This window comes from Jannaschia seohaensis (genome assembly GCF_900116765.1).
Classification (GTDB): domain Bacteria; phylum Pseudomonadota; class Alphaproteobacteria; order Rhodobacterales; family Rhodobacteraceae; genus Jannaschia; species Jannaschia seohaensis.
Map to the genome: position 1 here is coordinate 1 of NZ_UETC01000016.1, position 23,166 is coordinate 23,166.

Annotated in this window: 20 protein-coding genes; 10 read left to right on the forward strand and 10 right to left on the reverse strand. The window is 69.9% G+C overall.

What is annotated here, in order from left to right; translation table 11 throughout:
- Positions 1–173: 173 nt before the first annotated feature.
- Positions 174–2,567: a phenylalanine--tRNA ligase subunit beta gene (gene pheT / locus DTQ71_RS20250; RefSeq protein WP_109566121.1), complete on the forward strand. Its 2,394-nt coding sequence runs from the start codon at positions 174–176 to the stop codon at positions 2,565–2,567.
- A 214-nt stretch (positions 2,568–2,781) separates the two neighbouring features.
- Here pheT and DTQ71_RS24710 read toward each other — a convergent pair whose 3' ends face one another.
- The gene (locus DTQ71_RS24710) at positions 2,782–2,916 is read right to left on the reverse strand and encodes a hypothetical protein (protein ID WP_281271261.1); all 135 of its coding nucleotides are present in this window, start codon (positions 2,914–2,916) and stop codon (positions 2,782–2,784) included.
- Positions 2,917–3,049: 133 nt separating this feature from the next.
- Positions 3,050–4,285 (reverse strand): aspartate kinase, encoded by a 1,236-nt coding sequence (locus tag DTQ71_RS20255; RefSeq protein ID WP_109566122.1) that lies wholly within the window; start codon positions 4,283–4,285, stop codon positions 3,050–3,052.
- Between the two features lie 162 nt (positions 4,286–4,447).
- Here DTQ71_RS20255 and DTQ71_RS20260 point away from each other — a divergent pair, with 162 nt between their 5' ends.
- Together DTQ71_RS20260 and DTQ71_RS20265 are read left to right on the forward strand one after the other, a co-directional pair.
- Positions 4,448–5,353, forward strand: a complete 906-nt coding sequence (locus tag DTQ71_RS20260) for an AEC family transporter (protein ID WP_109566123.1) — start codon at positions 4,448–4,450, stop codon at positions 5,351–5,353.
- 73 nt (positions 5,354–5,426) lie between these two features.
- Positions 5,427–6,200: a DUF2189 domain-containing protein gene (locus DTQ71_RS20265; RefSeq protein ID WP_109566124.1), complete on the forward strand. Its 774-nt coding sequence runs from the start codon at positions 5,427–5,429 to the stop codon at positions 6,198–6,200.
- Here the strand turns inward: DTQ71_RS20265 and DTQ71_RS20270 are convergent.
- From DTQ71_RS20270 to glmU, 3 genes are all read right to left on the reverse strand, one after another.
- Positions 6,179–6,874 (reverse strand): DNA alkylation repair protein, encoded by a 696-nt coding sequence (locus DTQ71_RS20270; protein WP_170125518.1) that lies wholly within the window; start codon positions 6,872–6,874, stop codon positions 6,179–6,181. The two genes, DTQ71_RS20265 and DTQ71_RS20270, sit on opposite strands and share 22 nt — an antisense overlap.
- Positions 6,875–6,957: 83 nt before the next feature.
- Positions 6,958–8,760 carry a glutamine--fructose-6-phosphate transaminase (isomerizing) gene (gene glmS, locus DTQ71_RS20275; RefSeq protein ID WP_109566126.1) on the reverse strand — a complete coding sequence of 601 codons (1,803 nt, stop codon included), beginning with the start codon at positions 8,758–8,760 and terminating at the stop codon, positions 6,958–6,960.
- The gene (gene glmU, locus DTQ71_RS20280) at positions 8,761–10,110 is read right to left on the reverse strand and encodes a bifunctional UDP-N-acetylglucosamine diphosphorylase/glucosamine-1-phosphate N-acetyltransferase GlmU (RefSeq protein ID WP_109566127.1); all 1,350 of its coding nucleotides are present in this window, start codon (positions 10,108–10,110) and stop codon (positions 8,761–8,763) included. It abuts the gene before it with no gap.
- 84 nt (positions 10,111–10,194) lie between these two features.
- Here glmU and DTQ71_RS20285 point away from each other — a divergent pair, with 84 nt between their 5' ends.
- Positions 10,195–10,866 carry an HAD family hydrolase gene (locus DTQ71_RS20285; protein ID WP_109566128.1) on the forward strand — a complete coding sequence of 224 codons (672 nt, stop codon included), beginning with the start codon at positions 10,195–10,197 and terminating at the stop codon, positions 10,864–10,866.
- Positions 10,867–10,996: 130 nt separating this feature from the next.
- Here DTQ71_RS20285 and DTQ71_RS20290 read toward each other — a convergent pair whose 3' ends face one another.
- Positions 10,997–12,253 carry an MmgE/PrpD family protein gene (locus DTQ71_RS20290; RefSeq protein WP_109566129.1) on the reverse strand — a complete coding sequence of 419 codons (1,257 nt, stop codon included), beginning with the start codon at positions 12,251–12,253 and terminating at the stop codon, positions 10,997–10,999.
- Between the two features lie 87 nt (positions 12,254–12,340).
- Between DTQ71_RS20290 and DTQ71_RS20295 the strand changes: the two genes are divergently transcribed.
- Entirely contained in the window at positions 12,341–13,510 is a 1,170-nt protein-coding gene (locus DTQ71_RS20295) for a DegT/DnrJ/EryC1/StrS family aminotransferase (RefSeq protein ID WP_109566130.1), read from the forward strand.
- A 92-nt stretch (positions 13,511–13,602) separates the two neighbouring features.
- Here DTQ71_RS20295 and DTQ71_RS24435 read toward each other — a convergent pair whose 3' ends face one another.
- The 4 genes from DTQ71_RS24435 to DTQ71_RS20310 form a co-directional block, all read right to left on the reverse strand.
- Positions 13,603–13,716 (reverse strand): GNAT family N-acetyltransferase, encoded by a 114-nt coding sequence (locus tag DTQ71_RS24435; protein ID WP_245947671.1) that lies wholly within the window; start codon positions 13,714–13,716, stop codon positions 13,603–13,605.
- Positions 13,717–13,869: 153 nt separating this feature from the next.
- Positions 13,870–14,043 carry a hypothetical protein gene (locus DTQ71_RS24440; RefSeq protein WP_245947672.1) on the reverse strand — a complete coding sequence of 58 codons (174 nt, stop codon included), beginning with the start codon at positions 14,041–14,043 and terminating at the stop codon, positions 13,870–13,872.
- A gap of 164 nt (positions 14,044–14,207) precedes the next feature.
- The gene (locus DTQ71_RS20305; RefSeq protein ID WP_109566131.1) at positions 14,208–14,414 is read right to left on the reverse strand and encodes a hypothetical protein; all 207 of its coding nucleotides are present in this window, start codon (positions 14,412–14,414) and stop codon (positions 14,208–14,210) included.
- A gap of 77 nt (positions 14,415–14,491) precedes the next feature.
- The gene (locus tag DTQ71_RS20310) at positions 14,492–16,264 is read right to left on the reverse strand and encodes a hypothetical protein (protein ID WP_109566132.1); all 1,773 of its coding nucleotides are present in this window, start codon (positions 16,262–16,264) and stop codon (positions 14,492–14,494) included.
- A 175-nt stretch (positions 16,265–16,439) separates the two neighbouring features.
- Here DTQ71_RS20310 and DTQ71_RS20315 point away from each other — a divergent pair, with 175 nt between their 5' ends.
- The 5 genes from DTQ71_RS20315 to DTQ71_RS20340 all read left to right on the forward strand — a co-directional run bounded on the left by DTQ71_RS20315 (position 16,440) and on the right by DTQ71_RS20340 (position 23,086).
- Positions 16,440–17,603 carry an isovaleryl-CoA dehydrogenase gene (locus tag DTQ71_RS20315; protein ID WP_109566133.1) on the forward strand — a complete coding sequence of 388 codons (1,164 nt, stop codon included), beginning with the start codon at positions 16,440–16,442 and terminating at the stop codon, positions 17,601–17,603.
- Positions 17,604–17,762: 159 nt separating this feature from the next.
- Positions 17,763–19,361, forward strand: a complete 1,599-nt coding sequence (locus tag DTQ71_RS20320) for a carboxyl transferase domain-containing protein (protein ID WP_109566134.1) — start codon at positions 17,763–17,765, stop codon at positions 19,359–19,361.
- 601 nt (positions 19,362–19,962) lie between these two features.
- Positions 19,963–20,253, forward strand: a complete 291-nt coding sequence (locus DTQ71_RS20325; RefSeq protein WP_109566135.1) for a hypothetical protein — start codon at positions 19,963–19,965, stop codon at positions 20,251–20,253.
- Positions 20,254–20,508: 255 nt separating this feature from the next.
- Positions 20,509–20,832: a hypothetical protein gene (locus tag DTQ71_RS23260; RefSeq protein ID WP_146204912.1), complete on the forward strand. Its 324-nt coding sequence runs from the start codon at positions 20,509–20,511 to the stop codon at positions 20,830–20,832.
- 301 nt (positions 20,833–21,133) lie between these two features.
- Positions 21,134–23,086: an ATP-binding protein gene (locus DTQ71_RS20340; protein WP_109566138.1), complete on the forward strand. Its 1,953-nt coding sequence runs from the start codon at positions 21,134–21,136 to the stop codon at positions 23,084–23,086.
- The last annotated feature ends 80 nt before the right edge of the window (positions 23,087–23,166 follow it).

The following is a 23,166-nucleotide window of genomic DNA, read 5'->3' on the forward strand; positions in this document are numbered from 1 at the left end:
CATTGCCACGCCTTACGACCGCCGCGCCGATGTCTTCCTCTCCGCCGTCGCACTGGCCGCAACCGTCAGCTACTGGTTATCAGGCCGGAGCCTAGGCGGGGGAGGGACGGCGCGGGGTTCCACCCCCCCGGCGTTGCCGCTAGAGAGCGGCGACAAATTCCGAGGCCCGTCCCATGAAGTTCACGCTCTCCTGGCTCCGCCGCCATCTCGACACCTCCGCCACGGTGGTGGAGATCGCCGACACGCTCACCGATCTCGGTCTCGAGGTCGAGGGAATCGAGGACCGCGCCGCGCGGCTGGCCGACTTCACGCTCGGCTATGTCGCCTCGGCGGAACAGCACCCCGATGCCGACCGCCTGCGCGTCTGCCAGGTGGAGACCGATGAGGGCACGAAGCAGATCATCTGCGGCGCGCCCAACGCGCGCGCGGGGATCACCGTGGTGGTGGCCAAGCCCGGCGTCTATGTGCCCGGCATCGACACCACCATCGGCGTGGGCAAGATCCGCGGCGTCGAGAGCCACGGCATGATGGCCTCGGAGCGGGAACTGGAGCTGTCGGACGAGCATGACGGCATCATCGAGCTGCCCTCCGGCGCGGTCGGCCAGCGCTTCGTCGACTGGCTGGCCGAGAACGACCCGGCCAAGGTCGACCCGGTGATCGAGATCGCCATCACCCCCAACCGGCCCGACGCGCTGGGCGTGCGTGGCATCGCCCGCGATCTGGCGGCGCGGGGTCTAGGCACGCTCAAGCCGCTGGAGCGCCCGGTGATCGAGGCTGGCTTCGACTGTCCCGTGGGCGTGACCATCGACGACGACACGCGCGACGGTTGCCCGGCCTTCGCGCTGCGCCTGATCCGAGGCGTGAAGAACGGGCCCAGCCCGGACTGGTTGCAGGATCAGCTGCACGCCATCGGGCTGCGCCCGATCAGCTTCCTCGTCGATGTGACGAACTGGTTCACCTACGACTTGAACCGCCCGCTCCACGTGTTTGACGCGAATATCGTCAAGGGCGGCCTGCGGGTGCACCGCGCCGCGGGTGGCGAGACGATCACGGCGCTCGACGACAAGGACTATACGCTGCCCCAGGGCGCGATGGTCATTTCCGATGATACCGGCCCCGAGAGCATCGCCGGCATCATGGGCGGCGCCCATTCCGGCGTCACCGAGGACACCGTCGATGTCCTGGTCGAGAGCGCCTATTGGGACCCGGTCCAGATCGCGATGACCGGCCGGGCGCTCAAGATCAACTCGGATGCCCGCTACCGCTTCGAGCGGGGGGTCGACCCGGCATTCACGCCCGAGGGGCTGGATCACGCCACGCGGATGATCCTGGACCATGCGGGGGGCGAGGCGTCGACGATGGTGATCGCGGGCGAACTGCCCGACACGTCGCGCGCCTACCGGCTGGACACCGCCCGCGTCGAAAGCCTGGTCGGCATGTCCATCCCCGCCGAGACGCAGCGCGAGACGCTGACGGCGCTGGGCTTCTGCCTGGACGGCGATATGGCGCATGTCCCATCCTGGCGGCCGGACGTGCAGGGCGAGGCCGATCTGGTCGAGGAGGTCGCGCGCATCGCCTCGCTCACCAAGCTGGAGGGCAAGCCGATGACGCGGCCCGCCCAGGTGCTGCGCCCGGTGCTCACGCCGATGCAGCAGCGGGAGCGGATGGCGCGGCGGACGGCGGCGGCGCTGGGCTATGACGAATGCGTCACCTACAGCTTCATCGACGCGGAGGCGGCCGAGTTGTTCGGCGGCGGCACCGACGCGACCCGGCTGGAGAACCCGATCTCCAGCGACATGAGCCACATGCGCCCTGCGCTCTTGCCCGGTCTGCTGCGCGCGGCAGCGCGCAATCAGGCGCGGGGCTTCGCCGACATGGCCCTGTTCGAGATCGGCGCGATCTTCGACGGTGGCGAGCCGGGAGAGCAGCGCCTGTCCCTCAGCGGCCTGCTCGTCGGCCAGACCGGACCGAAGGGCGTCCATGGCGACCGGCGGCCCGTCGACGTCTTCGACGCCCGCGCGGATGCGGAGGCGGTGCTTGCCTCGATCGGGGCACCGGCCAAGGCGCAGATCCTGCGCGGTGTGGACGAATGGTGGCATCCGGGCCGGTCGGGCAAGATCTGCCTCGGACCCAAGAAAGTGCTGGCCGTGTTTGGCGAGATCCACCCCAAGGTGCTGCGCGCCATGGATGTGAAGGGCCCCGCCATGGGCTTCACCATCTGGCCCGAGGAGGTGCCCTTCCCGAAGGCCGCCGGCACGTCCAAGGGCGCGCTGACCCTGTCGGACCTGCAAGCGGTGGAGCGGGACTTCGCCTTCGTGGTCGACGCCGAGGTCGATGCTCAGCGGCTGGTTCAGGCCGCGCAGGGCGCGGACAAGGCGCTGATTGCCGATGTGCGGGTTTTCGACGAGTTCATCGGCGGCAGCTTGGGCGAGGGGCGCAAGTCGCTCGCGCTGACCGTGCGGCTTCAGCCCTCCGACAAGACGCTGACCGACAAGGAAATCGAGGCGGTCTCGGCCAAGGTCGTCGAAAAGGTCACGAAGGCCACGGGCGGCCAGTTGCGGGGCTGAGGCCGGCAGGACCGGTCCGAGGGCGCCGGTCGCTCAAGGCGGCTCCGGACGGGGCCGCCGCGCCGGGGCCGACGATCCGAGAGGGCACTGATGCGGTCTGTCCACGTGTGCCCTCGGTTTCCTACTGTGGTGCAGAAGGACCGCGAGACGCTTCCCGGACCCGACCGGGCGTGACATCTCGGTCAGGGGCCGTGGCCGTGATCCCGCGCCGGGATCAGTCCGCCGTCTGGGCCTGAGGCAGGTCCAGATCGGCCACCATCGGCCGCTGCGAGTCGAGGCCGAGGCTGGCCAACGCCAAGGCCGCCAGCGCGACGATCCAGATCGGAGAGATTTGAGGAGCGGGTTTCATGTCCCCGCGATCCGCCACAATCCGCTCCCTACTGTGGAGGAATTGCGGCTATCTCACGGCAGACCGGCGCCCCTGCGGCAAAGATACCACGGGAGCGCGGGCGATCGGTTGGCGGATCCGGGCGCGCCGAGGCTCAGGCGCGCTCCAGCCCGAAGGCGTCGTGCAGCGTCTGAACCGCCAGTTCCATGTATTTCCGGTCGATCAGCACGGAGATCTTGATCTCGGAGGTCGTGATGACCTTGATGTTGATCCCCTCGTCCGAGAGCGCCTTGAACATGCGCGCGGCGACGCCCGCATGGCTGCGCATCCCGATGCCGACCACCGAGACCTTGGAGACGCCCTCATCGGCGATCAGGTCGTGGAAGTTCACGCCGCCCGCGGCCTTGGCCTCCTCCATGGCCTTCTGGGCCCGCGCGACCTGATCGACCGGCAGGCTGAAGGTCATGTCGGTGCGCCCGTCCTCGGCGATGTTCTGGACGATCATGTCCACGTTCACCCCGGCCTCTGACAGCGGACCGAAAATCGCCGCCGACACGCCCGGCCGGTCCGCGACAGAGACCAGCGTCATCTTCGCCTCGTCGCGCACGAAAGCGACCCCCGCGACCACGTTCGATTCCATGATGTCCTCCTCGTCGCAGACCAGCGTTCCCGCGTCGTCCGACGGTTCCTCGAAACTGCTCAGCACCCGCAGCTTGACCTTGTAGCGCATGGCCAGCTCGACCGAGCGCGTTTGCAGCACCTTGGCGCCCAGGCTCGCCAGTTCCAGCATCTCCTCGAAGGCGATGCGGTCCAGCTTCCGCGCCTTGCGCACGATCCGCGGGTCGGTCGTGTAGACGCCGTCCACGTCGGTGTAGATGTCGCAGCGCTCCGCCTTGTGGGCCGCGGCGAAGGCCACCGCCGTCGTGTCCGAGCCGCCGCGCCCCAGCGTGGTGATCCGGCCCTCGGCGCTGACCCCCTGAAACCCCGCGACCACGGCCACCTTCATGCCCTTGGCGAAGCGGTCGTCGAAATTCTCGGTCGGGATGTCCTCGATCCGGGCCGAGCCATGGGCCGAGGTGGTCTTCACCGGCACCTGCCAGCCCTGCCAGGAGCGCGCGTCGATCCCGTTTTCCTGGAGCACCAGCGCCAGCAGGCCTGCCGTCACGTTCTCGCCCGAGGACACGACCGCGTCATATTCCCGCGCGTCGTAGAAGGGGGAGGTCTCGTTCACCCAGCCCACCAGCTCGTTCGTCTTGCCCGACATGGCGGAGACGACGACGATCACCTCGTAGCCCTTGGCCACCTCCAGCCCGACGCGTTTGGCGACCCGGCGGATGCGGTCGAGGTTGGCGACGGAGGTTCCGCCGAATTTCATCACGAGTCGCGGCATCGCGGGCCCCCGGGGTCGATCGGTCGGGCGCCTGTTAGGGGAGGGGGGCGGCAGGGGCAAGGGAGCGCGCGCCGCATCCTGTCCGGTCCCTGGCTGGCGTTGCCGCTCTGGCTGCGGCACCATCCCTGCGCTGGCGCATCGATCCCGGGAGCGAATCCGACCATGCTGAGCGTCCTCGCCGACCCGATCCTGCCGGTTTTCGCGATTCTCGCGATCGGCTTCGCCCTGGGCCGCTTCGGCTGGATGTCGGTCGAGGAGGCGCGGCTGGTCAATCGCCTAGCGATGACGGTCCTCATCCCGATCGTGCTGTTCGACCTGCTGGCCAACGCACCCTATGCGACCTTCGCGCCGCGCGCGCTGCTCGTCTATGTCGGCGTCGAGGCCGCGGTCTTCGCGTCGACCGTGCTCGTCTGCCGGCGGCTGTTCGGCCTGCCCGCCGGCGAGGCCGTGATCCTCGGCTTTGCCAGCATCTTCACCAACAACGTCTTCTATGGGCTTCCGATCGCGGTGCTGCTCTACGGGGAAGACGGCGTCCTACCGATCATGACGATCATCATTCTCGATTCGACGGTCGCGATGGGCGGCACGATGATCGCGCTGCAAGCGATCCGGCAGGGCAGCGCTTCGCCTCTGGCCGTGCTCGGCATCTTCTGGCGGACGCCGGCTCTGCTCGCGATGCTGGCCGGGCTGGCCTATGGCGCGACCGGCTTGAGGATGCCCGCGCCCGTCCTGACCTTCCTCGATTTCAACGGAGAGGCCGCTGCCCCGGTGGCGCTTTTCGCGCTCGGAGTGGTGCTCTCGTCAACGCGCTTCGGCTGGGACGGAGCGGTCGCGGCGACGGTCGGCATCAAGCTGCTGCTGTTTCCCGCGGCGATCGCGCTGGGTCTCGTCCTCTTCGCGGGCGGGGCGGGCGAGACGGGACAGCGCTTCGTCTTCGGATCGGCCGGCCCGTCCGGCGCGACGGCCTTCAGTCTCGCGCTGCTTTACAACGTGCCGACCGAACGGATTGCCCAGGTCCTGGTTTGGACCAGCCTGCTATCCCTCCTCACGCTTGCCATCCTGGCCTGACCCGCGCGATGGCGTGGACAGACGCCCCGGGCCTTGGCACTCTCAATTTCGAGCGAGTGAGGAGGACACCGCGATGGCCACTGCGATCCAACCCGAGACCGGCCCCACCGCCGGCGACCCTTCCCGTCTCACATTGCCCGATCTCGGGGCGGTGCTGGGGGCGGGGCTGAGCGACTTCCGCCGCGCGCCCCTGTTCGGGCTCTTCTTCGCCTCGGCCTATGTGCTGGGCGGCCTCATTCTGACCGGGCTCGGCGCGGGACCGCTGACCTGGACGCTGGCGATGTGCCTGGGCTTCCCGCTCGCCGCGCCGTTTCTGGCGGTCGGCCTCTACGAGGTGTCGCGCCGGTTGGAGGCCGGGGAGCCCCTGTCCTGGCCCGCGATCCTCGGCGTCGTCTGGGCCGAGCGCAACCGCCAGATGCCGTGGATCGGGGCGATGATCCTGATCTACCTGCTGTTCTGGTCGTTCCTGTCGCACATGATCTTTGCCCTATTCATGGGGCCTACGGCGCTGCTCGGGCCCCCGACGGAGCTGGCCGCCTATACCAGCGGCGCGGGCCTCGCCATGGTGGCGACGCAGCTGGTCCTGGGCGGGGTGATCGCCTTCCTGCTCTTCGCGCTGACGGTGATCGGCCTGCCCATGCTGCTCGACCGGGAGGTCGACTTCGTCACGGCCATGCTGCGCAGTCTCGCGCTTACCCGGGCGAATCTCGGCGTGATGCTGGTCTGGGCCGCGCTCATCGCGGTGGCGACCCTGGCGGGCATGCTTCCGGTGTTCCTGGGGCTCTTCGTGGTCATGCCCGTGCTGGGCCATGCCAGCTGGCATCTCTATCGCCGGGCCACCGCCTGAGCGGCCCGCTCCGGATCGTGCCGGGCCAGAGCGGTGCACCAGCTGTCGATGGCCTGGCGGATCACCGGCCGCGTCTCGCCTTCCATCGCCCGGGCGAGCGCGACGACCTTGTCCCGCGCCGCGATCTCCTCCGCCGACGGGTGCCGCCCCTTGGCGAAGCCCGCCGTCGCGCTGAAGACGCACCGCCGGGTCCAGACATTCGACGCCGCCGCCCAGTCGTCCAGCACGGCGAGGCGCGCGGGCTCCGCCGCCAACCGCCGCGCCAGCGCAGCCGCCCCCGCTTCGGCCACCGCCCGGCAGTCGAAGCGGTAGACCCAGCGCGACAAGAGATCCCAAGCCCCGTGATCAGGCCGCATCCGCGCCTGCGTCAGCAGCTTCAGCGCCAGCATCCGCGTCTCCAAAACCCCTTCGCGCCACAGCGCATCCGCCAGCAGGACGCGCCCATCCACACTGATTTCGGCCCGCAGGTCCTGGGCCATCTCGGACAGCAGGCCGCCCTCCACGCCCCAGGCCTCCCGCTCCGTCCGGTTGGCGGCCCGCAGCTTGGCGGCGCGCCCCGGAGAGCCCGCCGCGCGCAGACGGGCGAGGATCTCGATCTTCTTCTGGCTGGAAATACTCCGGGGGGGCGCCGCAGGCGCGGGGGGCTGGCCCCCCTCCGCCGTCTCCGGCCCCATGCCGCCGTCCGGGCGGGGCGCGGCCGCAGGTCCGGGCGCGGGGGGGCTCGATGCCCCGCCGCGGCCGTCTTCCCCGTCGCCGCTCATTCGACCGTCACCGATTTGGCCAGGTTGCGCGGCTGGTCCACATCGGTGCCTTTGTGGACGGCGGTGTGATAGGCCAGCAGCTGGGCGGGCACGGCGTAGAGGATCGGCGCCAGAACCGGGTCGACCGTGGGCATCACCAGCATCTCCCAGACGCCATGGGAGGCGCGCCGCGCCCCCTCCGCATCGGTGACGAGCAGAACCTGGCCCTCCCGCGCCATCACCTCCTGCATGTTCGACACGGTCTTGTCAAAAAGCGCATCCGTCGGGGCCAGAACCACCACCGGCAGCGTCCGGTCGACCAACGCGATGGGCCCGTGCTTGAGCTCTCCGCTCGCGTAGGCCTCGGCGTGGATGTAGCTGATTTCCTTTAGCTTCAGCGCCCCTTCATGGGCGAGCGGATACATCGGCCCGCGACCGAGGAAGAGGATGTCGGTCGCCTCCGCCAGGCGGTGGGCCAGCGCTTCGCAGCGGTCCTCCACCGCCAGCGCCTGAGACACCAGGCCGGGCAGGGCGGTCAGCTTCGCCACCCACTCCGCCTCGGTCCCCGCCGTCGCCGCGCCCCGGTCGAGCCCCGCCCGCACGGCGAGCATCAGAAGAACCGCAAGTTGGTTGACGAAGGCCTTGGTCGAGGCCACGCCGATCTCGACCCCCGCGAGGATCGGGAAGGCCACCTCCGCCTCTCGCGCGATGGACGACTCGGCCACGTTCACCACCGCCAGGGTCCGCGCCTGTCCTTGCGCGTGGCGCAGGGCGGCCAGGGTGTCGGCGGTCTCGCCGGATTGGGAGATCACCATGACCGCCGTGCCGGGCGCGATCACCGGATCGCGATAGCGGAACTCCGACGCGATATCGCATTCGACCGGCAGGCGGGCGATCTTCTCGAACCAGTATTTCGCCACCGTGGCCGCGATATGCGCCGTGCCGCAGGCGACGATGGTCAGCCGGTCGATCCCGGTCCAGTCGAAAGTGGCGGGCGGCGCGATCCGGCCGTCGTCCAAATAGGCATCCAGCACGTCTTTCAGGGTCTGGGGCTGCTCATGGATCTCCTTGGCCATGAAGTGCTTGTGCCCGGCCTTCTCGATCCGGGCGGCATCGACGCGGACTCGGCGCATCTCGCGCTGCACCTGGCCGCCCTGGGCGTCGAAGATCTCGACCCCCGAACGGGTGACAACGGCGCGGTCGCCCTCCTCCAGATAGGTGAGCCGGTCGGTCAGCGGGCCCAGCGCGATGGCGTCGGAGCCCACGAACATCTCCCCCGCGCCATGCCCGATGGCGAGTGGCGAACCCGCGCGGGCGGCGATCAGCAGATCGTCCTCGCCCTCGAACAGGAAGCAGAGCGCATAGGCCCCCTCCAGCCGGTCCACCGTCGTGAAGGCGGCCTCCTTGGGCGGCATCCCCTGGTCCAGATAGCTCTCGCAGAGGCGCACGATGGTCTCGGTGTCGGTCTCGCTCTCCCACGGGCCGTCGAGCGTGGCGCGCAATTCGCGGAAGTTCTCGATGATGCCGTTATGGACGACCGCCACCCGGCCCGCGCGGTGGGGATGGGCATTGGCGACCGAGGGGCCGCCATGGGTGGCCCAGCGCGTGTGCCCGATCCCCGCGCGTCCGCGCAGCGGCTGCTCGACCAGCAGGTCGGCGAGGTTGACGAGCTTGCCCACCGCGCGCCGCCGGTCCAGCACGCCGTCCTGAACGGTCGCGATCCCGGCCGAGTCGTAGCCACGATATTCCAGCCGCCTGAGCGCGTCGACCATGATCGGCGCGGCCTGGTGATCGCCGAGTATCCCGATGATTCCGCACATCTAGTTCCGCCCCCGTGCCTTCGCGGCCTTGAGTTTCGCCATTAGCCGGGCCGCCAGCCCGTCCTTGTTCACCTGCTTGGCCCGGCCCAGCGCCAGGTCCCCGTCCGGCACGTCCTGGGTGATGACCGAGCCCGAAGCGGTCATCGCCCCCGCACCGACGCGCACCGGCGCCACCAGCGCCGTGTTGGAGCCGATGAAGGCGTCCGCCCCGATCTCCGTGCGATGCTTGAAGACGCCGTCGTAATTGCAGGTGATCGTGCCCGCTCCGATATTCGCCCGCGCGCCCACCTCCGCGTCGCCGACATAGCTGAGATGGTTGATCTTGGCGCCCTCGTGCACCTGCGCGGCCTTGACCTCCACGAAATTGCCGACCTTGGCGGCGCGGTCCAGCTCCGCCCCCGGGCGCAGCCGCGCATAAGGCCCGACGACGCAGGCCTCGGAAATGTGGCAGCCCTCCAGATGGGTGAAGGCGCGAATTGTCGCGCCATTCTCGACGGTGACGCCGGGTCCGAAGACGACATTGGGTTCGACGATCACGTCGCGGCCGAGCACTGTGTCGTAGGCCAGATGCACCGTCTCGGGCGCGACCAGCGTCACGCCGCCCTCCATCGCCTCGGCCCGGGCCCGGGCCTGGAAGGCGGCTTCGGCGGCGGCGAGGTCGGCGCGGGTGTTGACGCCCAGCGTCTCCGCCTCGGGGCAGGTCACGACCCGCGCCGACATGCGCGCAGCGCGGGCGAGGCCGGGCACGTCGGTCAGGTAGTATTCGCCCGCTGCGTTGTCGTTGCCCACCTGGTCGAGCAGCGCGAAGAGTGTCTCGGCATCCGCCGCCAGCACCCCCGAATTGCACAGCGTCACGGCCAGTTCCTCCGGCGTCGCGTCCTTGGCCTCGACGATCCGCTCCAGCCGGTCGCCCTGCGCGATCAGCCGGCCGTAGCGGCCTGGCGCGGCGGCCTCGAAGCCCAGCACGACCACGTCCGCGCCGTCGGCACGCGTGTCCAGCATCGCCTGCAAGGTCTCGGCCCGGATGAAGGGCGTGTCGCCATAAAGAACGATCACATCCCCCGAAAAGCCCGCCAGCGCGTCGCGCGCCTGGAGCACGGCATGGCCGGTGCCCAACTGCTCGGTCTGGCGGACGACCGTGACCGCATCGTCATGGGCCTGCGCCGCGGCCTCCACGGCATCCCCGCCATGCCCGGCGACGACCACGACTCGCTCCGGCGCGACGGCGGCCCCGGCGCGAAGCGCATGGACGAGTAGGGGGGCATGGGCGACCTCGTGCAGGACCTTGGGCCGGTCGGAACGCATCCGGCTTCCCTGGCCTGCGGCGAGGACGATAAGGGCTGTGGGCATGGTGGGCCTTTCGCTTTGGGCAGGGCCGTTCTACCTGCGGTTCAATCCGTCGCAACTGCGGCATCGGCGAAAGGACACCGAGCGATGAAACGTTGTGTCGTCTTCGACCTCGACGGGACGCTCTGCGACACGTCGGGTGACCTGCTGGCGGCGGCCAACGCGGCCTTGGCGGCGCTGGACCGGCCCGAACGGCTGAACCATTCCGCGGTCGAGGACCGGGCCACGGCGCTCCGCGGCGGGCGCGCGATGCTGCGGCTGGCGCTCTCGCGGACGGGCCCGGTGGACGAGGCGCTGATCGATGCCGGCTACCAGCCGCTGCTCGACGCCTATCGCGCCGCGATCTGCGAACACACGACCTTCTATCCCGGCGCGCGCGAGGCGGTGGCGCGGTTGCGGGACCGGGGCGACGCGGTGGCGATCTGCACCAACAAGCCGGAGGGCCTCGCGCGGCTGCTGATGTCGGAACTAGGCGCCACCGACGCCTTCGACGCCCTGGTGGGTGCCGATACGCTGCCCGTGCGCAAACCGGACGCTGCCCCACTTATGGCTGCGATCGAGCGAGCGGGGGGCGCGGCCTCCCGCGCGGTGCTGGTGGGTGATACCGAGACCGACCGGAGGACCTCGACCGCGGCGGGGGTGCCGTCGATCCTGGTGACCTTCGCGCCGCTCGGCCCGGCGGTGGCGGATCTGCGGCCGGACGCGCTGTTGCACCATTTCGACCAATTGGAGGCGGCGCTGGCGGTGGTGGGACTGTAGGGATCCGGGACCAGGCCGGAGGTCGCGGCCGAGAGGGCAGGGCCGGGGGCCAGCCCCCGGACCCCCGGAGTATTTGCGGCCAGAAGAATGAGGCAGTCTCCGACGGGTGTGGCGTGTTTGGTGGACGGTCCTAGCAGCGCATGGCGCGCCGCAACGCGCCCACATGTGCGAAGCGTTCGACCGCCGCTCGGATCGAAGGGGCGGGTCGGGGGGCGCCCGCCGCCGTCTCGTCGAACTTCGCCGCCAGCTCCGCATCGGTGGGGGGCGCCTCGGCGTCCCAGCGGGGACGGTGCCAGTCGCTGAGATGGGTCTGGCCCCCGGCGGTAATGCGCGCGCGCGCCTGGCGGATGGCGGGGAAGACGGCGTTGGCCTCGGCGCTTTCGCGGAAGTCGATGCGGTCGGCCAGGGCGAGGATCGCGGGATCGGTCAGCGCCGCCCCCGACACGTCGCTCGGCCCCACGCGGCCCCGGGCCAGCGCCACGGCGACGGGGAAAGCGGTGGAATACTGCGCCTCCTCGGTCGTCATGGGCCGGGCGACGGCGAGGCGGAGGCTCTCGTGGAAGGTTTCGATCACGACGCGCTCGATGGGGCCGCTGAGCGCCGGGCGGAGCGACAGCGCGGCCTCGACGCAGGGCTGGGCCCAGCGGCACACGGGGTAGGGCTTGAAATATTGCTCGTGGATCATCCAGCGCGTTCCGAGATCGTCCCAGCCGGCCCCCTGCGCCACCAGCGCCGGCGCGCCGGTGAAGCCTCGCGCCGCCAGCTGCGCGGCCTGCACGCCGATCATCGCGCCCTGGCCCGAGCCGTCCTTGAGCATCGTCGGATGGTCGATCACCCGCATCATCTGGCTGCGCGGCCCGTGATACTCGGCGATGCCCAGCGCGTGGGCCATCGCGGCGCGGTCCAGCCCGAGCATCCGCCCGGCCAGCCCGGCCACCGCGACGGCCACCCAGGCGCCGGACGTGTGGTAATCGGGGCAGGTCGCGTGCTGCACGATGCCCGCGCGAATCGCGACCTCGTAGCCCCGCGCGAGCAGGTCCAGAAACGGCGCCGCCGGCATCTCGTCGGGGGCGACGGCGATCAGCCCGGCCAAGACGCCGCAGCCCGCATGGCCTTTCGTCAGGTTCGCGCCGTCATGCCCGTCCAGCGCGTCGATGGTCATGCCCGTCGCCAGCGCCACGCCCATCGATCCGGCCCGGCGCGTGTCGAAGGGTAGGGGGACGGCACCGCCCAGATCCTCCGCCGCATGGTCGCGGGCAATGCGCGACAGCGGCAGCGCGGCGCCGCCCCAGCCCACGCCCACGAGGTCGAGCAGGCAGCGGCGGGCCTGGGCGATCACCTGGTCGGGCAGGGGCGCATCGCTCAGGAGGAAGTCGACCGGGTCCATCCGCCCAGCCTGCGCCGGGCGGGACGCGCGCACTGCGCCGGAAGCGACACGGATTGACGCGTCTCGACCTTAGCGACATTGAAAGGCATGGAGACCTTCACGAAGCCATTCACCCGTCAGGAGCCGATCCCGGAAGAGGGGATCGCCGATGCCGTCGAGGTCATGCGCTCGGGGGCGCTGCACCGCTACGGTGCCCAGCCCAGCCGCGTCGCCGCGCTGGAGGAGGCCTTCGCCGCGCAGACCGGCGCGGCCCATGCGCTGGCCGTCGCCTCGGGCGGCTATGCGATGGGCTGCGCGCTCCGGGCGCTGGGGGTGGGGCCGGGCGACCCGGTTCTGACCAATGGCTGGACCCTGGCCCCCGTTCCGGGCGCCATCGCCGCCGTCGGCGCGCGTCCCATCCTGGTCGAGGTGACCGAGGATCTGGTGATCGACCTGGACGACCTCGCCGCCAAGGCGGACCGCGCCAAGGTTCTGATGCTCAGCCATATGCGCGGCCATATCGCCGACATGCCCGCCCTGATGGCGATCTGCGACGCCCATGGCATCGCCGTGATCGAGGATTGCGCTCACACGATGGGCGCCGCTTGGGAGGGGACGCCCTCGGGGCGCTGGGGCGCGGTGGGCTGCTATTCCTGCCAGACCTACAAGCATGTCAATTCCGGCGAGGGCGGGCTGATCGTCACCGACGACGCGGATCTCGCCGCGCGGATGATCCTGCTTTCCGGCAGCTACATGCTCTATGCCCGAAATGGCACCGCGCCCGGGGAGGAGGTCTTCGCCCGCCACAAGGGGATCATGCCCAACGTCTCGGGCCGGATGGACGAATTGCGCGCTGCGATCCTGGCGCCGCAGATCCGCGACTTGCCCCAGCAGGCGGAGCGCTGGAACGACCGCTACCGCGCGCTGGAGGCGGGCTTCCGCGACGCGCCGGGCCTCTCCGTGATCCCGCGCCCGCAGGCCGAAGCCTATGTCGGCTCCTCGATCCAGCTTCTGGCCGACGATCCCGCGCGCCTGCCGCCCTTCATTGAGGGCTGTCTCGCGCGGGGCGTCGAATGGAAGTGGTTCGGGGCCGACCAGGCGGTCGGCTTCACCTCCGCCCACCGCCATTGGGAATATGTCGAGGCGCAGTCGCTGCCGCGCACCGATGCCGTGCTCGCCCGGCTGATCGACCTGCGGGTGCCGCTGACCTTCGATCTGGAGGATTGCGCCGTGATCGCGCGGATCACCTCGGAAGAGGCGGCGCGGCATCTGGTGTGACCCGTCCGGTCACAGCGCCTTGACGAAGTAATGCAGGTGCGGGCGCAGCATCGGCTGATCCCGCCAGGTCCTCGTCTCGATGGGGGTTCCTGCTAGACGAATCCGAGCTTGGGATAGAGCGACCGCATTTCGGCATTGGGGGAGAGCGTATCGGCCACCAGCCGCGTGAGCCCCATTTCGCGGGCGGCCGCCTCGCGGGCTTCCACCAGGGCGCGGCCCGTGCGCGTGCCCCGCGGGCCTCGGAGACGAACATGCGCTGGAGTTCGCCCGTGCGCGGGTCGAGGCGCTTGAGCAGGGCGCATCCGACGTTCTCGCCGTCCGGTCGTCGCGCCAAGACCAGACAGCCCTCGGGCGGCAGGTCATCCCCCGCATGGCTCCAGAATTCGGCCAGCGCTTTGCGGGGCGGTCGGGTCGAGCGGGTGGCCGATCTCGCCCATCCGCCGGGCGATAGGGGCGTAATATTGGGACAAGATGCCGTCGAGCGCCTGCCTGTCGGGCAGCGTCTCACAGCGCTCCACCGCGATTCCGGTCATGTCGCGGCGCCGATCTCGTGCGGCGGGCGCCAGGTCTCGGTGTGGAACCACCCGTCCCGTGCTGTCTTGCGGAAATCGCAGAGCTGCGAGTCCACCATCTGCCATGGCTTCAAGGGCTGCCTCGGCTTCTCTTCGGCCTGGGCCCAGGGGGCCGTGTAGATGTCCTACGTGCTCTCCGCCCCGGCGATGTCCTCGACCCGCACGCCGCCAGCGCGCCCGGACGCGGAGGGGCAGGGCAGCATATCGCCTCGGCGCGGCGTCCGGTCCGTTAGGATCATCGCGCAAGGACCGAACGGAGAGCGGGTCGCCCAGCGCAGGATGCGGTCGGCCACGGCGCCATTGCCCCTGTGGAAAGCGACAGAATGGCCCATGGCGGCTCCTTTGCGATGAATGGCACCGACGACGCTGCGTCCAAGGCGACCCTGGGTCACGTCAGGGGTTTCCCGACCTACGGCCCTGGCGCGTAGGCGGCGATCAGGCGCTCCAGCGCCCGCTCGGTGATCTGGGTGCTGCCGCTTGCGTCGAGGAGGACGGCCCCGTCCCGCTCTGGCCGCGTCACGGCGACGGATCCGGTCCCGAGGATGTCGAGCCTGCCCTGCCCGCCCCGCAAGTCCGTCGCCAGGGCGGGCAGGCGCAACACCAGCAAACCAGACACCCGGACCTGCGTATTCTCCTCGAGATAGAGGCCGTAGGTTCCGGCCCGACCGATCGCGCGTCCGTCGAGCTCCAGTAGCCCCGCGACATCGACCGTGGCGCCGCCGAAGATACGCCGGGATTTCTCGTGGCCCTGGAAGAGGCGGATCAGCGCCTCCTCGTCGTCTTCTTCACCGACCTCCGAGCCGAGGGCGATGCGGTGTGCCCCGGTTACGGTCACGGTGCCACCCGACAGCCGCAGACCGCAGCATGCCTGTGTCGTGATCCGCCCCGTTCCGGTGAGTGACAGGGTTCCGGCGCGTACGAAGATCGGCCTGCGCCGACAGGTGCCCGCGTAATCGGCCACCTGCACCATCGGGTAGTCGGCGCGCGTCGCCCCGTTGAGCCAATTGTCGCCATCCTCGCGACCGCCGCCCCAATCGGTGAAGACGAGGATGCCGCGCTCCGTCCCGTTCAGCACGAGGCCGCGTACCGCCGTCTCCCGCGCGCGGATGGAGACGGCTGGGCCGCCGCCTCCGGTCGCCGTGATCCGCTCGAAAGTGACGTGGCGCCCGTCGTGATGCGTGTCCCAGGGGGCGGACTCGTGCGGTCCAGCCTGGCCATCGCGTACGAGGATCGCCTCGCTGCTGCCCATGCCGAGCAGGCGCGCCGTTCGCCGTTCGCCGCGCTCAGAGGGGCCGATGCTGGTGGTGAACAGACTGCGCGTGTCAGTGCCGCGCAGCCCCTGCACCAAAGTTCCGCGTCCGCCTCCGTCGGCCACGCCATAGCCGAAGCGCCCCTTGCCCGGATCGCTCGCCAGCATCTCTGCCCGGCAATCGACGATCCGAGCCCCCTGGGTGCCCGTCAGCCGAATCCCGGTATCATAGCCGCGGGCGATGTGGACCCGCTCGATCAGCGGGTCGACATGGCCCAGAACCAAGAGGGTCGGCGCGTTCCAGGCGTCGCGATTCGGCGGATGCGCCCAGACGCCGCCCGCGATCGTCACCGGATGGGCGTGGGCCCAGACGACGCAGGGTCTATATCGGGTGTCCCAAGGCCAAACCGAGTCCTCGTCGCCGGGGACGGAGCGCGGGTCGATCCCGCGCCGTACCCGCAAGGGCCGCGCGAGGACCAGCTGCGAGCGGGTCGATCCCTCGCCGATCTCCGCCCACTCTGCGATCGCGTAGACTCGGTCGTCCGAGCCACGGTCCCGCTGCCACGGGGCCAGGGCGTCGGAGACGATCTTGATCCAGCTGCCGGGGGCGGGCAGCGGAGTGTCGTCGGGTAGGGCGACGCTAATCCGCGTGCCACCGTCCTGCGTCTCGCGTAGATCGAACGGCCCCTCCAGCCGCGCGGCCGCCTGAAGGCCGGCGTGTTCCGCGTCCAGGATCAACTCCGCATCGCCCAGATCGAGCCTGAGCGGGCCGGTCGATCGGATCCGTTCGGTCAGCCGGTAGACCGCGCCGGACGTGGCGCGGACCATGGCGCCGCCCTGCGCCGCGGACCACTCCACCGCGCGCTGGAAGGCCGCGGTGTCGTCGGTCCGCCCATCCCCACGGGCACCGAATCGGTCAAGCGTCTCGGTCACGGTGGTTCCCCTCTCTATCGTGCTCTCACGTCATCTAGCGCGCCGCGCGCGAGGGAAAGTCGCATCCTCTGGACGCGCGCGCCCGCAGTGGCTATTAATTGAACCAATGTTCAATTCCTGCCGCGGGCAGGAGAGACGGGTTCCGCCCGCGGGCGGGCCGGATGGGAGGTCGCCGATGTTCACCGCCAGCATGCGCTTCGACGAGGGAGAGGACGTCGCCGCCCTGCGCGAGATGGTTCATCGCTGGGCCCAGGAGCGGATCGCGCCGATGGCCGCCGAGATCGACCAGTCCAACACCTTCCCGTCCGAACTCTGGCGCGAGATGGGAGAGCTGGGCCTGCTCGGCATCACCGTGCCCGAGACCGATGGCGGGGCGGGCATGGGCTATCTCGCCCATACCATCGCCATCGAGGAGATCGCGCGCGCCTCCGCCTCGGTCAGCCTCAGCTACGGCGCGCATTCCAATCTCTGCGTCAACCAGATCGCGCTGAACGGCACGGCGGAGCAGAAGGCCAAGTATCTGCCGGGCCTGATCTCGGGCGAAAACGTGGGCGCGCTGGCCATGTCCGAGGCGGGCAGCGGCTCGGACGTGGTGTCGATGAAGCTGCGCGCCGAGAAGCGCAACGACCGCTACGTCCTGAACGGCACGAAATACTGGATCACCAACGGCCCCGACGCCGACACCCTCGTTGTTTACGCCAAGACCGACCCCGATGCCGGCTCCAAGGGCATCACCGCCTTCCTGATCGAAAAGTCCATGACCGGGTTCAGCACCTCGAAGCATTTCGACAAGCTGGGAATGCGGGGCTCGAACACGGCGGAGTTGATCTTCGAGGATGTCGAAGTGCCCTACGAGAACGTCCTGGGCGAGGAAGGCGGCGGCGTCCGCGTCCTGATGTCCGGTCTGGACTATGAGCGCGTCGTGCTGTCGGGCATCGGCACCGGCATCATGGCCGCCTGCCTCGATCACGTCATGCCCTACCTGGCCGAGCGCAAGCAGTTCGGCAAGCCGATCGGGAGCTTCCAGCTGATGCAGGGCAAGATCGCGGACATGTATACCGCGATGAACTCCGCCCGGGCCTATGTCTACGAGGTCGCCAAGGCCTGCGATCGGGGCGAGGTCACGCGCCAGGATGCGGCGGCCTGCGTGCTCTATGCCTCCGAGGAGGCGATGAAACAGGCGCATCAGGCGGTACAGGCGATGGGCGGCGCGGGCTTCATGAACGACAGCCCCGTCTCGCGCCTCTTCCGCGACGCCAAGCTGATGGAGATCGGCGCCGGCACCTCCGAGATCCGCCGTATGCTGGTCGGACGGGAGCTGATGGGAGCGATGGGGTGAGCGCCCCCTTCTCCCCCTCGGCGCATGTCGCCGCCTGCCCCTCCGGGCCCGTCCACCGGCCTCGCGCCGCATGCCCCCTTCTTCCCTGCACAAATATCCCGGGGGTGCGGGGGCTGGCCCCCGCTTCGTCCCGCCGGGTCGCGCGCGGAGCCTGAGGTCATGAAGCTCATATCTTCTCTCATCCCCAGCTCGGACCAGGCCCGCGCCAATCGCGCCGCCCATCTCGCCGCGCTGGACGAGGTCGCGGCGGCAGCCGTCGCTGCCCAAGCCGGCGGTGGGAAAAAGGCCCGAGACCGGCATCTGAGCCGTGGCAAGATGCTGCCCCGCGACCGGGTGGCGGGGCTGCTGGACCCGGGTTCACCCTTCCTGGAGATCGGCGTCTTCGCCGGACACGGCATGTATGACGGCGCGGCGCCCGGAGGCGGCGCCATCGCGGGCGTGGGGCGGGTCCACGGGCGCGATGTGATGGTCGTCTGCAACGACGCCACCGTGAAGGGCGGGACCTATTACCCGATCACCGTCAAGAAGCACCTGCGCGCCCAGGAGATCGCCGAGGAATGCCACCTGCCCTGCATCTATCTCGTCGATAGCGGGGGCGCGAACCTGCCCAATCAGGACGAGGTCTTTCCGGACCGCGACCATTTCGGGCGTATCTTCTACAACCAGGCGCGGATGTCGGCGAAGGGGATCGCTCAGATCGCCGTGGTCATGGGTTCCTGCACGGCGGGGGGCGCCTATGTGCCCGCCATGTCCGACGTCTCGATCATCGTGCGCGAGCAGGGGACGATTTTTCTCGCGGGTCCACCGTTGGTGAAGGCGGCCACCGGAGAGGTGGTGAGCGCCGAGGATCTGGGCGGCGGCGACGTGCACACGCGGCTCTCCGGCGTGGCGGATTATCTGGCGGAGGACGATGCCCACGCTCTGGCCCTGGCACGGGAGGCGGTGCGGTCGCTGGGGAGCGGCGGGGAGACCCCCGCCCTACGGGGCGAGGATCCGGCCTACGACCCGGATGAACTGCTCGACGTGGTGCCCGCCGATCTGCGTACACCCTACGACATCCGCGAGGTGATCGCCCGACTGGTCGACGGCTCCCGCTTCGACGAGTTCAAGGCGCGGTTCGGGGAGACGCTGGTGACGGGCTTCGCCGAGGTCTACGGCCAGCCGGTCGGGATCGTGGCCAATAACGGGGTGCTTTTCAGCGAGGCGGCGCAGAAGGGCGCGCATTTCGTGGAGCTGTGTTCGCAGCGGAGGACGCCGCTGGTATTCCTCCAGAACATCACCGGCTTCATGGTCGGTAAGAAATACGAGAACGAGGGGATCGCGCGGCACGGGGCCAAGTTGGTGACGGCGGTGGCGACGACGCGCGTCCCGAAGATCACGATGCTGGTGGGGGGCAGCTTCGGTGCCGGCAATTACGGGATGGCGGGGCGCGCCTATCAGCCGCGTTTCCTCTGGACCTGGCCCAACTCGCGGATCAGCGTGATGGGTGGGCCGCAAGCGGCGGGCGTGCTGGCCACGGTCAAGCGGGACGCGATGGAGCGGGCGGGGCAGACTTGGAGCGCCGAAGAAGAGGCCGCGTTCAAGCGCCCGACCGAGGAGATGTTCGCGCGGCAGTCGCACCCGCTTTATGCCTCGGCGCGGCTCTGGGACGACGGGATCATCGACCCGCGCAAGTCGCGGGAGGTGCTGGGGCTGTCGCTCAGGGCGGCGCTGAACGCGCCGGTGGAGGAGACGCGTTTTGGCGTTTTCCGGATGTGACGCGCGGTCGGGGCCGGCCGGATCGAAGGCCTCGTCGGGCCTTCGACGCCAGGAGTTGCGGGCTGGGGGAGGCAGGCGGTCGCGCGTGGGCTGTGCTCCGCTTCCAGCGGGGAGCGGGCCGAGAGGGCGGGAATTGAGTATTTGTGAACCCGTGATGAGGGGGGCTGCATGACCGCTCTGGAGGCTGTCATGGGCCGATATCCCGGCGCGCAGGCCTTTCGTTTCAGCGATGGGTCAGGCTTCTGTGCCGAGCTGACGCGGCTTGTGATCGGCGGTCTTACGATTGCGATCAGCGACGTCACTCCTGGGGACCGGCCCAAGTCCGGCTGCCGCGACATCGCCTGCCTCTGGGAGTTGACCCCGGCCGTTGTGATCGAGGCCGTGGACGTGGTCGAACGGCCCTTCCAGCAGGGTCCCGACGCCTTCGCCATTGCCGAAGAAGAGGGCGACGTTCGGGCCTGGTGGGACTGCCATGTCCGAGATTGCGAGGCCAATGGCGGCTGGTCCCTCGGACCTGACGCTGCTTTGCGAACGATTTCGGTTGGGGGCGGTGCTGTGACCCTGCCATCGGACTGCCGCGATCTCATGCCAGGGAGGCGCCATGTTCGGTCGCTATCCCAACCGGCGCCTCACGCTTCGGGACGTCCTGCGAGTCCGGTTGCAGCGTGCCCTGCTGCTGATCCCCGTCTACGCGGCCCTGGAAGTCGGAGGCGTCCTGCCGGACCTGCGCGACTTCCTTCGCACGCACGGCCCGGAGCTTGCGGCGCAGTTGAGCGCGCGATCTGCGGTGTCCGATCCCTCCGCGCGGCCGGAGCTTCTGGAGGGGCGTCGCGGGTGCATCCGGCCGGTCGAGGGTACGGCGATCCGCTTTCAACGTCCCGGCGACTGCTGAATTGGCCGCAATCCTGCCTCAATTCGCCGAAAATTCGCCTCGATCTGGAACTAGCCCGGAAGGATGACGGCGTGGGAACAGGACAGGCGGCGCAGCGGCGGGGCGGGGTGGGTCCTCGACGAGAGCGGCGAGTGGATGCCCTCATTGGACTCCGAAGCAACGCCGCAGCCTTCCGTGTCCGAGGCACCCCCCATTCTGCCGGTCGCATCCTCCGAGCCGAGGCCGGAGCCGCGCCGCTCGGTCATGCGGACCGTGATGATGATCCTGGTCATTCCGGCCCTTGCGGCGGCGGGCATTCTCTTCGTCTGGAAGGGACCGGGCGCCGAGATCGTACTGTCCCGGCTCGAGCCGCTGATGGCCGATATCCAGGCGCCGGACCCCGCAGGGCGGGTGCCCGCGAGGGCGGCGGGTGCGCACCCGGCCTATCCCGTGAACTCCACCGCGCAGACGCGTCCTGCGCCATCACCGGTGCCAGTCTCCCGCGGCCTGCCGGGAGGGAGCGACTGCGCCAGCGTTCGGCGCGGCATGGGCAATGGCATCGTCTTCCACCGCGCGGGGGCCTGTCCGGACGGATCCTGACTGTCGAGGACGGGGGGGCGTTGATCCGGCGGTGCCTTCGCCGCGCCATCCGTCCGTCAGGGATCGCGCGGCCGCATTTCGCGTTTTTGCGGGAATCGGGCCGAGCCGTCGGCATCAGTTCTTGGCAGATCCGTTGCGCGGCCTGCCGTGATGCGTCCGAGCACCAGAGCTTTGCGCGGAAGGGACGGGAGGCGGTCGCACCGGTCAGAGCCGAGATCGTCCCGCAGACGAACCTGTCCCGCTACGCCTCAGGGGAGAGGTGCGGCGGGCGCATGAACTTCGACATCGGAGGGACGGAGTGATGTTCCGTAAGATCCTGATCGCCAACCGGGGCGAGATCGCCTGCCGGGTGATCGACACGTGCCGTCGCATGGGCGTGGCCACCGTTGCGGTCCATTCGGACGTGGATGCGGGCGCGCGCCATGTCGAGATGGCCGACCAGGCGGTCTCGCTGGGCGGGGCCGCCCCGGCCGAAAGCTACCTGCGAGGCGACACGATCATCGCCGCGGCCCAGGAGACGGGCGCGGACGCGATCCATCCGGGCTATGGTTTCCTCTCGGAGAATCCGGATTTCGTGGAAGCGGTGGAGGCGGCGGGCCTGACCTTCATCGGGCCCTCGGCCAAAGCGATCCGGGCGATGGGGCTGAAGGACGCGGCCAAGGCCTTGATGGAAGACGCGGGCGTGCCCGTGGTCCCCGGTTATCGCGGCGAGGATCAAAGCGTCGCGCGCCTGACCGCCGAGGCGGAAGCGATCGGCTATCCGGTCCTGATCAAGGCCGTCGCGGGGGGCGGCGGCAAGGGGATGCGCCGGGTGGAGGGCCCCGCCGCATTCGCCGACGCGCTGGAGGCGGCCAAGTCGGAGGCGGCCAAGGCGTTCGGCAACGACCGTGTACTGATCGAGAAATACGTTGCGACGCCCCGGCATATCGAGGTGCAGGTCTTTGGCGACGGCACGCGGGCCGTGCATCTCTTCGAGCGCGACTGCTCGCTCCAGCGCCGCCATCAGAAGGTGATCGAGGAGGCGCCCGCGCCCGGCATGACCCCCGAGATGCGCGAGGCGATGGGCGCGGCGGCGGTGCGCGCGGCGGAGGCGATCGGCTATTCGGGCGCGGGGACGGTCGAGTTCATCGTCGATGCCTCCGACGGGCTGCGCCCCGACCGGTTCTATTTCATGGAGATGAACACGCGGCTTCAGGTCGAGCATCCGGTGACCGAGGCGATCACCGGGGTCGATCTGGTCGAATGGATGCTGCGCGTGGCGGCGGGCGAGCCGCTCTGGGTTGCGCAGGGGGACCTGTCGATCACGGGGCATGCCTTCGAGGCGCGGCTCTATGCGGAGGATGCGGCAGCGGGCTTTCTGCCGGCCACCGGGACGCTGACGCACCTGACGTTCCCCGCAGGCGCGCGGGCCGATACAGGCGTGCGACCCGGCGACACGATCAGCCCGTGGTACGATCCGATGATCGCCAAGCTGACGGTGCACGGGCCGACCCGCGCTGTGGCGCTGCGCCAGTTGGAGCGGGCGCTGGCCGAGACGCGGGTCGCGGGCACGGTGACGAATCTTTCCTTCCTGCGCCGCCTCGCTGCGCAGGCGGATTTCGCGGCCGGAGAGGTCGATACCGGCCTGATCGACCGCCATGCCGATGCGCTCGTCGCGCCGCCGGTGCCGTGCAGCCGCGCCAGGGCCCTGGCCGCTCTGGGGGCGCTCGGGCTGGACCGGGAGACGGCATTCGAAGGGATGCATCTCTGGGCGCCGCTGCGGTGGCGGCAGATGCTTGCCTGGGGCGCGGAGGAGATCGCAGCCGAGGTCGAGGCGCTGGGCCGAGGGCGATTCCGGGTGACGGTCGGCGATGCGGTTCACGAGGTCGCGCGCGGCGCGGGCTGGACCGTCGACGGCGCCCGCGTGCCCGCCGAGATCGGCCATGCCGAGGGAGCCGTGCATCTCTTCTGGGGCAATGTCTATTCCTTCGCCGTCCCCGACCCGCTGGCTGTCGCAGGCGCGGCGCGCGCGGCCTCGGGCTTGGTCGAGGCGCCGATGCCGGGGCTGGTTAAGGCGGTCTTCGTTGCGGCTGGTTCCACGGTGGTTCTGGGCGACCGGCTGGCTGTGCTGGAGGCTATGAAGATGGAGCACACGCTGGTCGCTCCAAGCGACGGGGTCGTGGCCGAGGTGCTGGCCGCCGAAGGCGTCCAGGTCGAGGCGGGCGCGGCGCTTGTGCGGATGGAAGAGGGGACCGCAGACGATGATCCGCGCTAGGCGCGCCGGATGGCAGGCCCTCGGGGCTGCGGGAGCGCGTGCTGCAAGCGGGGAGGGGGGCTCTGCCCCCCGCGCTTCGC